The sequence below is a fragment of the Yersinia sp. 2545 StPb PI genome, assembly GCF_052217125.1.
GTDB classification, from domain to species: domain Bacteria; phylum Pseudomonadota; class Gammaproteobacteria; order Enterobacterales; family Enterobacteriaceae; genus Yersinia; species Yersinia enterocolitica_E.
The window spans coordinates 73,413-89,561 of the sequence record NZ_JAZGPY010000002.1 but is presented as its reverse complement, the minus strand read 5'-3'; the positions used below and the strand labels follow the sequence as shown (position 1 = coordinate 89,561).

Genomic DNA, 16,149 nt, shown 5'->3' with positions numbered 1-16,149 from the left:
GTATTATTTCTTTGAATTACAGATATTGATGCCTTTATTGGTAGCACATGCCACAACCATGCCGTAGCCCTTATAAAAGGCAACAATACCTTCCACAGGAACAGATAAATTAAATGTTAAAATTAACCCGTTGCCCTCATCCCAGCGATACTCGTAGGCGTAAATTTCTTCTGAGCACCCTGAGTACAGTCATCCTCTGTAGTATGGCCGGAATGGCTCACGCAGGCTCGTGTACTGGCTCGCTCGGTGTTTATACCTGTTCGGGAGTTCAGGATAGCGTAACCGATTCCACTCAGTACTTGTCAGGTTCACCGTTGTCAGTAACCACTGAGCCTAACTTCGGCATCGTTACCAGTTCAGACGAGGCGTTTAATCTGAATGGGACCGACGGTCTGAGCTTTACCGACGACAATGGTTCAACTATCACCGGACAGGAGGACGGGATTTTAGCACGAAACGACGGTGCAGGAGTGCTGTCAATCACTACCACTGGTACAGTCACCGGAACAAACCAGTTTGGCATTATGGCCACCAACGATGGCACGGACCTGACCATTGAGGCTGCCGATGTCTTTGGTGACGGTGCAGGCATTTATGCCATCAATAGAGGTACGGGGGTAACATCGATTACCACCACCGGTACGGTGTCTGGATACCAGTCCGGTATTCTCGCACGAAACGACGGTTCAGGTGCGCTGTCAATCACCAGCACCGGCACGGCAACGGGTACGGATGGATATGGTATTTCTACTACCAACCTCGGCACAGACCTGACCATCCACGCCACTGATGTCTTTGGAGGTGATGCAGGCATTTTAGCCATCAACAGTGGCACTGGTGCGCTATCCATCACCAGCACTGGCACTGCAACTGGTACGGACGAGTCTGGTATTTATGCCATAAACCTCGGTACAGACCTGACCATTCAGGCCGCTGATGTCTCCGGAAACGTTGGTATTCTTGCTGAAAATCGCGGCGCGGGGGTAACATCGATTACTACGACCGGCACGGTAACAGGGAGAGGCATGCAAGGCATTCAGGCGATAAACACCGGCCTTGGACCGGTGTCTGTCGAGGTGAACACCGGCAGTACGGTGCAAGGCGCTCTTACCGGTATTGACGTCAATTCGACCACGCCAATCGATATCACCAACGCCGGGACTGTCCGTAATTTATCAGGCAGCGCTTCAGATATCGCTATCCAGACCAGCGGAGCACAGGGAACCCTCACCAACAGTGGCCTGTTGCAGGGGACTGTTCAACTGAGCGATGAAGGCAACCGTGTCATTAACAACGCCGGCGGCTCTTGGGTCACCGCAGGTGGGACCAATGAGTTCGGCGCGCTGACAGCCAGCAATAGCCTGGTCAATAACGGCACCCTTATCGCCGCGAACGGGTCTGTAACTGACCCGGTGCAGACCACCACATTCAACAATGTTGGTACCTTCACCAACGCCAGCACCGGTATCCTGAACATGGACAACGGCCGCGCGGGCGATGTCACCATCATTAACGGCGATTATGTGGGGAATGGCGGCAGCCTGCTGTTGAATACCGTGCTGGCTGATGATGCATCGGTCACCGATAAGTTGGTGGTGAACGGCAGTACTGCCGGAACCACGTATGTGGGAGTGAACAACCTCGGTGGCAGTGGTGCCGCAACGCTCAACGGTATTGAGTTAATACAGGTCAGCGGTGTTTCTGATGGGGAGTTTGTCAAAAATGGCCGTATTGTGGCGGGTGCCTATGATTACTTATTGGTGCGCGGTGCAGATACAAATGCCAGCAACTGGTATCTGACCAGTGTAATAACACCAACACCAACACCAGAACCAACACCACCAACACTGCTTCAACGTCCGGAAGCTGGCAGCTATACCGCCAACCTGGCGGCAGTCAATAATATGTTTGTCACTACACTGCATGACCGCCTGGGTGAAACGCAGTACATTGATGCCCTGACCGGCGAGCAGAAAGTCACCAGTCTGTGGCTGCGTAATGAAGGCGGGCACAATCGTTCCCGTGATACCTCGGGTCAGTTGAGCACACAGGCTAACCGCTACGTGGTTCAATTAGGGGGCGATATTGCGCAATGGAGCAATAACGACAGGGACCGTTTCCATCTGGGCCTGATGGCCGGTTACGGCAACAGCAAGAGTACCACAGTGTCCAGTTTGTCGGGTTACAACGCCAAAGGGTCAACTGACGGTTACAGCACCGGCATTTACGGTACCTGGTATGCCAATGATGCCGACAAGTCTGGCTTATACGTGGACAGCTGGGCACAGTACAGCTGGTTTAACAACACCGTGGATGGTCAGGATTTAGCGTCTGAAGAATACAAGTCCAAAGGGGTAACGGCTTCTGTTGAGAGTGGCTATACCTTTAAAGTGGGCGAGAATGCTGCTAAAAACGCCACGTACTTTATCCAGCCAAAAGCACAAGTGACGTGGATGGGTGTGAAAGCCGATGACCATAAAGAAGCCAACGGCACGAATGTGTCAGGTGAAGGTGATGGCAATATCCAGACCCGTTTGGGCGTGAAAGCGTTTATGAAGGGCTACAGTGACCAGGACAAAGGCAAAGACCGGGTATTCCAGCCGTTTGTTGAAGCGAACTGGGTCCATAATACCAACGATTTTGGTACTACAATGGATAGCGTGACCGTGAAACAAGACGGCGCAGCCAATATTGCGGAACTGAAAGTGGGTGTTGAAGGGCAGCTCAATAAGCAAGTGAATCTGTGGGGCAATGTTGGTCAGCAAGTGGGCAACAAAGGCTACAGTGATACGGCGGTCATGTTAGGCGTTAAATATAACTTCTAAGAGTAATACCTCCTCACAGACAACAGTGTTTCGGCACTGTTGTCTGTGCTCTATCGGGTTCTGTCGCATTAAGGCGTGGTCAGGTAGTATGCTGTTTTTTTGGTTCTGTCGCATTAACGAAGAGAAGACGAAAGAATGGTAGATGTCTATTTTTTAGGCAGCCAACAGATAAAATTGTTCCGCCGGTAACAACGCTGCACCACCGGGATGATCAAATTGTCCTTTGCGTATCATGTGCACTAACTCAATGCCGGCCAATATCGTTTGCGCGCGCCGAAATGAGCTGAATCCCAGCATTGGCCTTGTTCGTCGTTTGATATTGCGGTGGTCCTGTTCAATCAGGTTGTTCAGGTATTTACTCTGTATGACTGTGATGGTCTCATTTTCTGTTTTGTCTGCGTTGAGTGTGGATAGCACGGCTGTGTTGGCACCACTTTTATCGATGGTCACTACCTTGGGTTCGCCGTGATGACGAATGGCCTTGCGAAAGAAGCGTAATGCGGCAGCTGCGTCCCGTTTGGCGGTCAGCAAAAAGTCGATGGTTTGACCGGCATTATCCACCGCGCGGTACAGATATTTCCACTGACCTTTGACTTTGATGTAGGTTTCGTCCATGCGCCACCGATGTCCAACGGCACGCTTATGCCGGCGAAATGCCTTATCCAACAACGGTACCAGACGGATGACCCAGCGATGGAGCGTGGAATGGTCAACGACAATACCGCGCTCTGCCATCATTTCCTCCAGATTACGCAGGCTCAGGGCATAAGCCAGATACCAGCGAACACACTGGGCGATGATATCGACGGGATAATGCAGGCGTTTGAAGGCTTTTCGGATTAGAGGCATGGACAGGTAACATCATAAAAAAAACAGCATGTTACCTGACAAGCTCTTAATGCGACATAACCTTATTAAGTGCCACTAGAGTAACTCTTAATAAATATCAGCTTTTTTTGCATGTGTAAGAAGACTTTTTCAGATGTCTAAACAATAAAGTACCTCCCTTATTTGGACGGTACTTTAAATTATTTTAACTATCCATAAAGTCGGATCTTAGCATCAGACAATCAGACTAATATTTTTAGAGTATACCCTAGTGATAGCGGATGACTCTCCGTAAAAAATACTCTCATATACGTTGATTTATCATTTTTGATACCAGAGAATCACTTCATCTAGTCTCTACTGCATCTTCCTCAACGCTTCATTTAGGCGTCAATCTGCATGTAATGTAAGCCCGCATTAGCGGGCTAATTTACTTAGTTTGTGAAGTGTGGAATAACCGAACACCGACAGCTCGGGTTATCTCAACAAGACGGGATAAAGTCGGATTTCCATTCTCAGATAAAGATGTATAAAGATGCTGCCGTGATATACCAGATTGTTTGGAAAACTCACCCAATCCGCCTCGGGCTTCAATAACGCGGCGTAGCGCTGTCAAAAAGGCAGGAATACCGCCAGGTTCGTAAATTTCCTCAAATGCCGTCTGTAGATAAATCTCGGCGTAAGATGGGTTTTCTTTTAACTCGGCGATCATCGCGTCGTTATGGTCAACTACCTTCGCGGAAGATTTCTTATTATTGGTTGTGATCATATTTTACCTCGCTTGATAATCTCGCCAAAAGGTCACGGCCTTATCTAAATCTTTATCCTGTGTAGTCTTATCACCGCCGATGAGTAGGAGTATAATCTCTTTATTATCAACAGCATAATACACTCGATAACCAGGCCCATAATCAATTCTTAATTCCCAAACTCCATCTCGCTCAAATTTGTGATCCCCGAAGTTTCCAGATTCTGCGCGGTCTATTCGGTTATCAATTTTTACCGCAGCGCGAGGGTCTTTTTTTCTAAGCTTCTTTATCCAGTCCGTATAAGGCACTTTGCCGTTTTCTTCCTGGTATCGCTTTGCCGTATATGGCATCGAACATCCCTCATTTCCCTTAACTAATGAAATTGTCCGTTATAACGGACAAAATTGCAAGATATTTTATTATTGTATATGGCACTTAAGTATACCCTAATGTCATAGTTAAAATTATGGTCATTTCCCCATTGGATCATCACCTATCTGTCATGTACATTATGATCATCACCTAAAAGTCACTTATGGGCAAAAAATGTACATTCACGGCTATCTCCGCGCCTCGACGAAAGAACAAGACGCACTCCGAGCCAAAAACCGGATGAAAGCCTTTATTGAAGAGAAAGGTTTTCGGATGGCCAGCTGGTACACCGAAAATGTGTCAGGGGCGTCACTCCAGCGGCCAGAACTTTTACGGTTACTCGATGATGCCGCCCCGGGTGACATTATTCTTATCGAACAAGTTGACCGATTATCGAGACTGGATGAAGCAGGGTGGCAAAAACTAAAATACCTTATCCAAGAAAAAAGGCTTGTTGTTGTCAGTCTGGATCTACCCACAAGTCATCAGGCACTGACTCTGAATGCACCTGATGAGTTTACTCTGGCCATGCTGACAGCCATCAATGGCATGATGCTGGATATGTTAGCGGCTATTGCGCGGAAAGATTACAGTGACCGACGCCGGCGCCAGGAAGAGGGGATAACCAAAGCCAAAGCGGCGGGGAAATTTAAGGGACGACAGGCAGATCGCCTTCTGCATGAGAAAATAATAGAGCTGCGCATCAAAAATGGCCAAAGTATCAGGGATACAGCAAGGCTCACGGGTGTATCTGAAAGAACAGTTATACGGATAGTGAACAAAGCCAAAGTGACTGTTGAAAGTAGCGAAATTAAATCGGTGATCGGACATTTTTAAAAACGGGTATTTTTTGGGAGTTTCCGGTGGGAGAGGGGTAAAGCCAATAACACGGGGACTCTGCGGGACGTGACGCCCCCGAAACACCCCGCGCCCCTGCCTTCAGACGAACGGTAACCCGCTGAGGCATAGCCTATTATAACAGGGGTCGCAGCGATAAACAGGTGAAGAGTCCGAGTTTGGCACTCTACAGGTAAATCCCAAAGGGGAGGATAAGTATAGAAGAGGGAGGGGCAAGCGGAATTTACGAAATTGCACATTTAGGGGGCTGCGGCACTTGTGACCCTGGCTTCTATTATGCGGTAGCGTACTCCAACCGTATTGTGGGGGTAAGCAGTAGCGGCAACGTATGCTTTAACACCGAAGCGGGTTAGAAAATCCCTGGGATTGGTGCCCGCTATAATTTATATTCATTTTTTGTAAATGGATTTAACTCAATGGACTGTGTATATGAACAATTTTATTAAACAGAGTATTGGCGGATTATCTAAGCAGTACTACATTAGAAATTTCCTCTTTGGTATGTTGTTCTTCGGGGCCTTTGTATGGGTCATAAGCACCTCAACGACCCCGATGAAATTCCCGCCCCTATTTATTTTCGCTATTAGTACGTTGCTATACCCATACTCACGATTTGTATATGAAACCCTAATAAACTATATCATTGGGGATAATAGATTCTGGACTAACGCCATATTATTTCTCATGACAAAATTTATAATGATGGCACTATGTTGGGCTTTTGCCATTTTCATTGCACCCATTGGACTGATTGGTTTGTACTTCTATCATTCATACCAAGAAAGAAACCAAGGGTAACGCTTCAACGTTGAATGATTCAACATGGATGTTGAACTTTGCCCGCAAACAGTTAAGGATCGGGTATATCCTTAGCTAGATGTGTTGTTAATAGCCGCCCCAGTTAAGATAGATGTCGTTTTTGCAGCTTCGCTTCTGCTGGACCTCATCGGTTATTGATACTTCACCCTGGCTCATAAATAAGATATTTCTCACTTAACTTGTCTTCTATGTGCGATATTTCCCACACAATGACTTTATTGTCAGATATTTCCTACAAGATTGATTAATTATTTCCCTGGGATATTTAGCCTCATCAAAAACAGGTTGAAAATAACACCACGACAGGCAGAATAGCCTCAAATTATAGTCTATCACTCTCCCCATATTCTGGGGCAAAGGCATTCCTGATGTCCCGTTTCTGCTATGGCTTATCCATGGTGAGCACAATATTGCCCATAACCCTTATTCCACTCGCCAGTTATGGCGCGGAATTCCCCCCCGTTGAGCAAAGTATTCATCAACAAACCCGGCAACGGGCACTGGAAGAGCGTTTGGCCCCCTCAACACCGGATGTGCGCTTATCGGCACCGGCGGCCTCTTGGGGCCGGATTGTCTTTCCGGTTGAGAAAACCTGCTTTGTTATTGACCGCGTTACCCTCAGCGGCACCGAGCCTTTACCCCGCTGGTTGCCACTGCAACGCATCGCCAATCAGGCGCAAGGCCAGTGTTTGGGCGGCCAGGGCATTAACCTGCTGATGAGCCAGATGCAAAACCGCCTGATCGACCACGGCTATGTGACTACCCGGGTACTGGCTCCGCAGCAGGATTTGAACAGCGGCACACTGGCGTTACACGTCGTGCCCGGCAAAATACGCCATGTTGAGCTGACGCCCGGCAGTGACCGCCATGTCACGTTGTTCAGTGCCTTCCCTGCCCGCCCCGGTAACCTGTTGGATTTACGTGATATCGAGCAAGGACTGGAGAACCTACAGCGCGTCCCCACCGTGCAAGCCAGCATGGAATTGGTCCCCGGTGAGGCCCCCGGCGAGACCGATGTCGCCCTGAACTGGCAGCAGCGCAAAATGTGGCGGCTGGCGGCCTCACTGGATGACTCCGGCACCCGCAGCACCGGCCGTTATCAAGGTGGCGCAACCCTGTTTCTGGATAACCCGCTTTCGCTGAGTGACCTGTTTTATGTCTCTGCCGGGGGGTCAATAAAGGATCGCGGCGATAAAGGCACCAATAACCTGACCGGCCATTACTCGCTACCATTCGGTTACTGGACCGCTGGCATGACCGCCAGCAGCTATGACTACCACCAAACGGTGGCGGGTCTGAATGGCGATATCCATTACCGGGGGGAAACGGAGAACGTCACGCTGCAACTCAGCCGCCTGCTGCACCGCAATGCCAGCCAAAAAACCACCCTGACCTACGATGTGCTGACCCGCTCGTCGAAAAACTATATCAATGATACCGAAATTGAAGTGCAGCGCCGCCGCACCTCGGCCTGGCGTGTCGGGCTGGAACATCGCCACTTTATCTCGCAGGCCACACTGGATGCCGGTATCAGTTACCAGCGTGGCACCCGCTGGTTGGGTGCAGTACCGGCACAAGAAGAGTATGTCGGCGAAGCCACTGCCCTGAGCAAAATTCTGCGTTTGAATGCGCAACTGGATATTCCTTTTGTGGTTGCGGCGCAAAACGTCCATTACAACCTGCAATATCAGCGGCAAAGCACCAACACCCCCCTGACGCCACAGGATCAATTCTCCATCGGCGGCCGCTGGTCAGTGCGCGGTTTTGATGGTGAGCGCACGCTGAATGCCGATCGCGGCTGGACGGTACGCAATGATCTCGGCTGGTATACCCCGCTACCAGGCCATGAACTGTATGTCGGCGTGGATTACGGCGAGGTCAGTGGTCGCAGCGACCCTTATCTGCTGGGCCACCATCTGGCGGGCAGTGTCGTCGGTGTGCGCGGCACTGTGCTGAATACCCGTTATGACCTGTTTGCTGGCAAGCCACTGTCAAAACCTGATGGCTTCAAAGCCGACTCAGTGACTGTGGGCTTTAACCTGAACTGGCAATACTGATGCACCTTATTAACCCTTTAGCTGTTGAGAGTCACCATGAATAAGAACCTGTACCGTATCGTATTTAACAAGGCGCGTGGCTTATTAATGGTGGTAGCCGATATCGCCGCCTCCGGTCGGGCCGCCTCGTCGCCTTCATCAGGTCTTGGGCATACTCAACGCCGCCGTATCAGTGCCTTATCGTCGCTGAGTTTTAGTCTGTTACTGGCCTTGGGCTGCGTCTCGTTATCCGCGCAAGCCAATATTGTCGCCGATGCCAGTGCGCCGGGTAACCAACAGCCGACCATTATCAGCAGCGCCAACGGTACGCCACAGGTCAATATCCAGACACCCAGTAGCGGTGGGGTTTCGCGTAACGTTTACAGCCAGTTCGATGTCGATAATCGCGGCGTGATCCTCAATAACGGCCACGGTGTCAACCAGACCCAACTCGGCGGTTTTGTCAACGGCAACCCGTCGCTGGCACGCGGTGAGGCCAGTATTATCCTCAACGAAGTCAACAGCCGCGACCCGAGTAAACTTAACGGTTATATCGAGGTCGCTGGCCGCAAAGCGCAGGTGGTTATCGCCAACCCATCAGGCATTACCTGTGATGGCTGCGGCTTTATCAACGCCAACCGTGCGACCTTAACCACCGGTCAGGCACAGCTCAATAACGGCCAACTCACTGGCTACGATGTGGATCGGGGTGAGATTGTTATTCAGGGCAAAGGTCTGGACAGCAGCCGTCAGGACCATACCGACCTGATTGCCCGTTCGGTTAAAGTCAATGCCGGCATCTGGGCCAATGATCTAAAAGTCACCGCCGGACGCAATCAGGTTGACGCCGCGCACCAAAATATTACCACCAAAGCCGACGATGGCAGCGCTCGCCCTACCGTGGCGGTGGATGTCGCCAATTTGGGTGGCATGTACGCCGGTAAAATTCGCCTGATCGGGACTGAAAGCGGTGTCGGGGTGCGCAATGCCGGTGAAATAGGGGCGTCAGCCGGCGATATCACTATCACGGCGGATGGCATGCTGGTAAACAACGGCCAGATCAACAGTGCTCAACATCTGGCGGTGAATACCGCCGCCGGTATAGCGAACGCAGGTGTGCTCTATGCGCAGGGCAATACCCAGCTCACCACCGCAGGCACGTTGAATAACACCGGCACTGTCGCGGCGGCAGGTGATACCTCGCTGCGCGCGGCAGAAGTCAATAGTAGCCGCAACTCGGTACTGGGTGCCGGTGTCAAGTCCGACAACAGCGCGATCACCAGTGGCACCTTGCGCGTTGATGCCAGCGGGATGTTAACCGCCCAAGGCAAAAATATTAGCGGGACGGCGCAAGTGCTTAACGCGCACAGTATCGATCTGAGTGGCAGCCAAACACAGAGCCGTGACCTGACACTCACCGCACAAGGTGGCGCTATCGATCTCACCGGCGCTGAACTGTTAGCCAGTGGCAACCTGTCTGCGTCGACCGCCGCGCTGTTACGCACTGACAACGCTCGTTTGATTGCCGAGCAAATGACCCTCAACGCTCAGGCGCTTTCCAATGTTGGCGGGACGATAGCCCAAACCGGAACCACAGATTTCAACCTGAATCTGCCGGGTGATGTCGATAACCGGGGCGGCACAATTCTCTCTAAAGGCAATGTGGCGGTCAATGCACAGCGCCTGGATAGCAACGGGGGCAGCCTGTTAGCGGCGGGTGTACACAGTGATGGCCGCCTGATGGAGAGCGGTGACTTGAGGGTAAGCACCCGTCAGGAGCTGATCGCGCAAGGGCAGACCCTAGCCGCCGGTGCGATGACGCTAACCGGTAGCCGGGTTGATTTGACCGACAGCCATACCCAAGCCCGAGAGATAGACATCACCGCCAACAGTGGCGATATCAGTACGCAGCGCGCCAATATTCTCGCCCTTGGAACGCTGACCATTAATGCGGGGGCAAGTGCCGGGCAAACCCTCAATAACCAAAGTGGCACACTGGCGGCGAATAACATCGCGTTGAATCTGGGTCAGCTTGACAATAACGCAGGCAAGATAGTTGCCAGTCAGGATCTGACCCTTGATTTACAGCGTGATTTCAGCAATCTGGCGGGTTCTACCCTTCAAGCTGGGCGTGATTTCACCTTGACCACCGCTGGTGATGTGACCAATAACGGACAAATGTTAGCGGGCGGCAAACTCAGCACCGATTCAAGCAGCTTGCTCAATAGCGGCCATATTATTGCGACGCAAGCCAGCCTCAGCGCAGCGGGCGCATTGATTAACCGTGGTGAGATATTAACCCGCGGGCGACTCGATACCGACTCCAATACCCTGTTCAACACCGGCACCCTGATCAGTGCCGAAGCCACGCTTAAAGCACGGGAGCGTATTACCAACTCCGGCCCTGGTGCCCTGATCGGTGCCACCGATGAAAACGGTACCTTAGCCTTGTTGGCACCGGTAATTGAAAACAGTGATACCGTCACCCACACTGATTCCGCCCCAACCACCACCCTTTTAGGGATGGGCAACATTATTCTGGCCGGCGCATTGGACAATAGCGGCAATTATCTGGCGGCGGCTCAGGTGCTCAATATTTCGGGTTTGATTGAATCCGGCAAAGATATGTTGATTTACGCCACGACACTGACCAATCGCCGTCATATTCTCACCGCCAATAGCAACTTTGTTGTGGCCGACACCGTGAATGGGTCCGCGGTCTGGACAGAAGAAAACCCTGATATTCCGGGGGGACGCTATGCTGAACCGCCTCATGGCGGCTCGATGAATAGCGACTATATTGGCACCGATTATACATCGACTATCGCCTATAACAGCATCGATAACATTAGCCCAGAGGCGCAACTGCTGGCCGGTGGGAACCTGACCCCACAAGTGGGTACGCTGGAAAACTTCTGGAGTAAAATCAGTGCGCAGGGAGAGATTGACCTCACCGGTGTCACCCTGAACCAGGATGGTTGGGGGAATGCACAACGCCTGATTGAACAAACAACATCCACGGGTGAGTGGCGTTATCGGACCTACAAAGGCGATTTATGGGGCACCTCTTGGGGTCCTGAGGTCAGTGAGCGCGCGACTAACCAATATGCCTCCAGTATTACCGCACAAACCCTTAGCGGCAGCGGCACCACGATCAACAATGGCGCCAACCCCGGAGCCATTGCGCCTCCCCAGAGTAGCGACAATAGCGGAAAAGATCTGGCCATCGAGTTTAACGGTATCTCGCTGACACAGCCCAACGGTGGACTGTATAAGTTCAATACCGACTACACCGTCAGCGGCGGTTATCTGATTGAAACTAACCCGGCGTTTGCCAATCTGAATAACTGGCGTGGATCAGACTACGTACTCCAACAGTTGAATAGTAACCCGGATGTGATATTCAAACGCCTGGGGGATAACGCCTATGAACAGCGTCTGGTGCGCGATCAGGTACTGGCACTGACCGGTCAGGCGGTCGCCAGTGATTACCGCAGCGCTCAGGAGCAGTTCGAACAGCTCTTTGCGGCGGGACTCGAGTACAGCAGGACGTTTAATCTTGCCCTCGGCACCCACCTCAGTGCGGAACAGATGGCGGCATTGACCCGTAATATCGTGCTGATGGAAAGCCGCGAAGTCGCCGGGCAAACCGTGTTAGTGCCGGTGGTGTATCTGGCGGGGGTCAAGCCGGGCGATTTACAGGCCAACGGCGCATTAATTGCCGCCGAGAATATCACCTTAACCGAGGTTCAGGGGTTCACTAATCAGGGCGCGATGAAAGCCGGCAATAACCTGAGCATTAGCATGGCGCAAGGCATCACGCTCAATAACCGCGGCGGCTTACTTCAGGCCGGTGGCAATATGCTGCTCAGTACACTGAACAGTGATATTGACCTGACCAGTACGCGGCTCAATGCTACCAACCTGCAACTGGACAGTGGCCGCGATGTGATACTGCGCACCAGCAGTGAGCAACTCAGCAGTGATAATGGTGCGGTTCAGCGCAGCCAAACCGTACTGGGGCCGCTGGCGAGTATCAATGTCAGCAATAACGCGGTTATCAATACTGAGCGTGATTTTATCATGCAAGGTGCCAGCCTCAATGTCGGTCAGGATTTGCAGGTGAATACCGGCGGCGACTGGCTGCTCAATACCGTACAAAGCAGCGACCAGATAAGTGCGAATTATGGTTATGGCAGTTCGACCAGTGAGCATATCCGCCATCTGGGCAGCGAGGTGAATGTCGGCGGTGCGCTGACGGCCAACGTCGACAATCTGACGGCGGTGGGGGCTAACATTAACGCCGGCACGGTGGATGTGCAGGCACAGAACATTAACCTGAGTGCAGCGACTGACAGCCTGCACGTCACCGGCGAATCGTCGAGCAAGCGCCATACCAGTTCAGTGGAGCTCTACGATGAAACGCTGCGCGGCAGCCAGTTAAACGCCACCGGCGATATCAATTTACAGGCAGCAAAAGACATCAATATCAGTGCCAGTGCGGTACAAACCCATGGCGCACTGAAGCTGGCGGCAGGCGGCGATGTCACCCTCACCACCCAGACTGAACAGCATGATGCGCAGCGCAATCATACCGGTAAGAGTAAAGGGCTGGCATCAACGACCACCACGCGTACCGAAGACAGTATTAGCCAGACGCTGGCGGTCGGCTCCATGCTATCGGCAGGCAGCATTGATGTCAGCGGCAACAATATCGCGGTCATCGGCAGTAACGTGGTGGCCGATAACGATATTAATCTGCGGGCAAAAGAGAACATCACCGTCGGCACTGCGCAACAGAGCGAGAGCGAATCTCACCTGTTCGAGCAGAAAAAATCCGGCCTGATGAGTACCGGCGGGATTGGTGTCACGGTGGGCAGCAACAGCCAAAAAACCACCGACACTGGCAAATCTATCTCCAACGTGGGCAGCACGGTGGGCAGTGTACTGGGCAATGTCAGCATGACCGCCGGTGAAGACCTGACGGTGCAAGGTTCTGACGTGTTAGCCGGTAAAGACATCAGTCTGACCGGTAAAAACGTCTCTATTTTGGCGGCGGAGAACCAAAGCAGCCAGACCCACAGCGTTGAGCAAAAAAGTAGCGGCCTGACACTGGCACTGTCTGGCGCGGTTGGCAGCGCCCTCAATACCGCGGTCACCACCGCCAAAGCCGCCAGCGAAGAAAGCAATGGCCGACTGTCTGCGCTGCAAGGGGTGAAAGCGGCACTCAGTGGTGCGCAGGCGGTACAAGCAGGTCAGTTGGTGCAGGCGCAAGGGGGCGATACTGCCAGCATGTTCGGCATCAGTGCCTCATTAGGCTCACAAAAATCGGCCTCACAGCAACATCAGGAACAGACCCGCGTGACGGGCTCGACCCTGACGGCGGGCAACAACCTGAGCGTGACGGCCACCGGTGAGGGGAACCCGGCGAACAGCGGCGATATTGTGGTGCAAGGCAGCCAGCTCAAAGCCGGTGGCGACACCACCCTGGATGCGGCGCGTGATGTGCTGTTGCTCGGTGCCGCCAACACACAGAAAACCGACGGCAGCAACAGCAGCAGCGGTGGCAGTGTGGGTGTCAGTCTGGGGTTCGGTAGCGCTGGCGGTGGTCTGAGCATCTTTGCCAATGCCAACAAGGGTCAGGGCAATGAGCACGGCGACGGCACCTTCTGGACTGAAACGCAGATTGACACAGGCGGCACACTGTCACTCAGCAGCGGGCGTGACACTTCGCTGATAGGCGCGCAAGCCAGCGGTGAAACCGTCAAAGTGGATGTCGGCCGTGACCTGTTACTGCGAAGCCAGCAGGACAGCGATAACTATGATGCGAAGCAGACCAGTACCAGCGGCGGTGTCAGCATGGCGGTGGTCGGCGGCGGTGGCTCTGCCAACCTGAGCATCAGTAAAGATAAGCTGCACAGCAATTATGACTCAGTACAGGAGCAGACCGGTATTTTTGCAGGCTCTGGCGGCTTTGATATCACCGTGGGTGAACACACTCAGCTCGATGGCGCAGTGATTGCCAGCACCGCGGACAAGAGTAAAAACAGTCTGGATACCGGCACGCTCGGCTTCAGTGACATTGAAAATAAAGCCGATTTTAAAGCGGAACATCAGGGCGGTAGCCTGAGTACCGGTGGCCCGGTGGGGTCTGACCTGCTGAGTAATCTGGGCAGTGTGGTGCTGTCGGGTCTGGGCAATGACGGTCATGCCGAAGGTACCACGCAGGCAGCGGTCAGTGAGGGCAGCATCACTATTCGTGACACCGATAAACAACAGCAGAATGTCGATGACCTGAGCCGCGACACCGACAATGCCAATGCCAATGGCAGCATTGCTCCTATCTTTGATAAAGAGAAAGAGCAGAATCGCCTGAAAGAAGCACAGCTGATTGGCGAGATTGGCGGTCAGGCAATGGATATTGCGCGGACGCAGGGAGATATCCTCGGGCTTGAGGAAGCTTTGAAACGCCATCCTGAGTTGAAAGGCGATGCGGAAGCCTTGCGTGAGACAAAAGAATACAAAGCCGAAATGCAGAAATACGGCACCGGCAGTGCACTGCAACAAGGTCTTCAGGCCGCAACAGCGGCCATACAGGGCCTGGCGGGTGGCGATATGGCGAAAGCGCTGGCAGGCGCCTCAGCCCCGTATCTGGCGGAAGTGATTAAGAAAAGCACGGGAGATAATCAGGCGGCTAACCTGATGGCCCATGCGGTACTGGGTGCAGTCGTGGCGCAGATCAACGGCAACAGTGCGCTGGCGGGCGCTTCGGGTGCAGCGATGGGTGAGTATATCGCCCAACAGATGTACCCTGGTATCAATCGTGAAGACCTGACCGAAGAGCAACGACAGACCATCAGCGCCTTGGGTACACTGGCAGCAGGATTGGCCGGTGGTATGACCGGTGACAGCACCGCTGACGCGGTTGCCGGAGCGCAGGCTGGGAAGAATGCGGTGGAGAATAACTCGCTCCATGACATTATCGATAATAAAGTCTCTGGTGTGACTCAGGAACAGAAATACCAGAATGCGCAGAAAGAACTGGTTGCCGCTGTTGAAGAGTTCAAAGCACAGAACTGCGCCGGGTTAAGTTCCGATGCGTGTTCAGCCAAGATGCAGGCCAATAGCGACGAACTGCTGAAAGGGTTTGCGGGTTTTGGGATAGACTTCGTTCCCGTCATCGGTGATATCAAAAGCGTTGCGGAAGCCCAAAGTGCGCTGGATTACCTGATTGCGACGATAGGATTTATTCCAGGGATTGGGGATGCTGCGGGTAAGCTTATCAAGGCAGCAGAGACAGCACTGAAAAAAGGTGATGTTGCTGAAGCGTCGAATCTGATCAATAAGGCCAGCAGTGAGATATCAGCGCATAGCGCAACCAATGGGTTAAATCTAAATAAATCGCTGGCAAACGAAGCACAATTGGCTGACCTGATCAACAATGGTGGCACTTCGGTTGCAGGTAAGGGAGCAAAAGATCCTTTACGTGATGCGCCCAGATTAGCAGCAGAGTATGGTGGAAAAGCAGAGGACTGGAGCAAAGTCAGCAGTAGTAGTTACAAAGCGGCTGATGGTACGATTTTTGAAATTCATGCTTATCGTAATGCTTTAACTGGGAAGGTTGTTGAACCTAAATCTATTCCTATTCAAAAGACGAAATGA

The 16,149-nt window shown here is 52.3% G+C and carries 7 protein-coding genes; 4 read left to right on the top strand and 3 right to left on the bottom strand.

What is annotated here, in order from left to right:
* Window positions 1-113 precede the first annotated feature (113 nt).
* Window positions 114-2,825, top strand: a complete 2,712-nt coding sequence (locus V1955_RS22690; RefSeq protein WP_442821507.1) for an autotransporter outer membrane beta-barrel domain-containing protein — start codon at window positions 114-116, stop codon at window positions 2,823-2,825.
* A gap of 153 nt (window positions 2,826-2,978) precedes the next feature.
* Here the strand turns inward: V1955_RS22690 and V1955_RS22685 are convergent, their stop codons facing one another.
* The 3 genes from V1955_RS22685 to V1955_RS22675 all read right to left on the bottom strand — a co-directional run bounded on the left by V1955_RS22685 (window position 2,979) and on the right by V1955_RS22675 (window position 4,752).
* Entirely contained in the window at window positions 2,979-3,674 is a 696-nt protein-coding gene (locus V1955_RS22685; protein ID WP_442821478.1) for an IS6 family transposase, read from the bottom strand.
* A gap of 409 nt (window positions 3,675-4,083) precedes the next feature.
* A complete protein-coding gene (locus V1955_RS22680) occupies window positions 4,084-4,422 on the bottom strand; it encodes a helix-turn-helix domain-containing transcriptional regulator (RefSeq protein WP_050288233.1) in 339 nt (112 codons plus the stop codon).
* Window positions 4,423-4,425: 3 nt separating this feature from the next.
* Window positions 4,426-4,752: a type II toxin-antitoxin system RelE/ParE family toxin gene (locus V1955_RS22675; protein WP_057631447.1), complete on the bottom strand. Its 327-nt coding sequence runs from the start codon at window positions 4,750-4,752 to the stop codon at window positions 4,426-4,428.
* 196 nt (window positions 4,753-4,948) lie between these two features.
* Between V1955_RS22675 and V1955_RS22670 the strand changes: the two genes are divergently transcribed.
* The 3 genes from V1955_RS22670 (at window position 4,949) to V1955_RS22660 (ending at window position 16,149) form a co-directional block, all read left to right on the top strand.
* The gene (locus tag V1955_RS22670; RefSeq protein WP_442821506.1) at window positions 4,949-5,611 is read left to right on the top strand and encodes a recombinase family protein; all 663 of its coding nucleotides are present in this window, start codon (window positions 4,949-4,951) and stop codon (window positions 5,609-5,611) included.
* A gap of 1,208 nt (window positions 5,612-6,819) precedes the next feature.
* On the top strand, window positions 6,820-8,508 hold the full coding sequence (locus tag V1955_RS22665) for a ShlB/FhaC/HecB family hemolysin secretion/activation protein (protein WP_442821505.1): 1,689 nt from the start codon (window positions 6,820-6,822) through the stop codon (window positions 8,506-8,508).
* A gap of 36 nt (window positions 8,509-8,544) precedes the next feature.
* Complete coding sequence (locus V1955_RS22660) at window positions 8,545-16,149, top strand: hemagglutinin repeat-containing protein (protein WP_442821504.1); 7,605 nt, start codon at window positions 8,545-8,547, stop codon at window positions 16,147-16,149.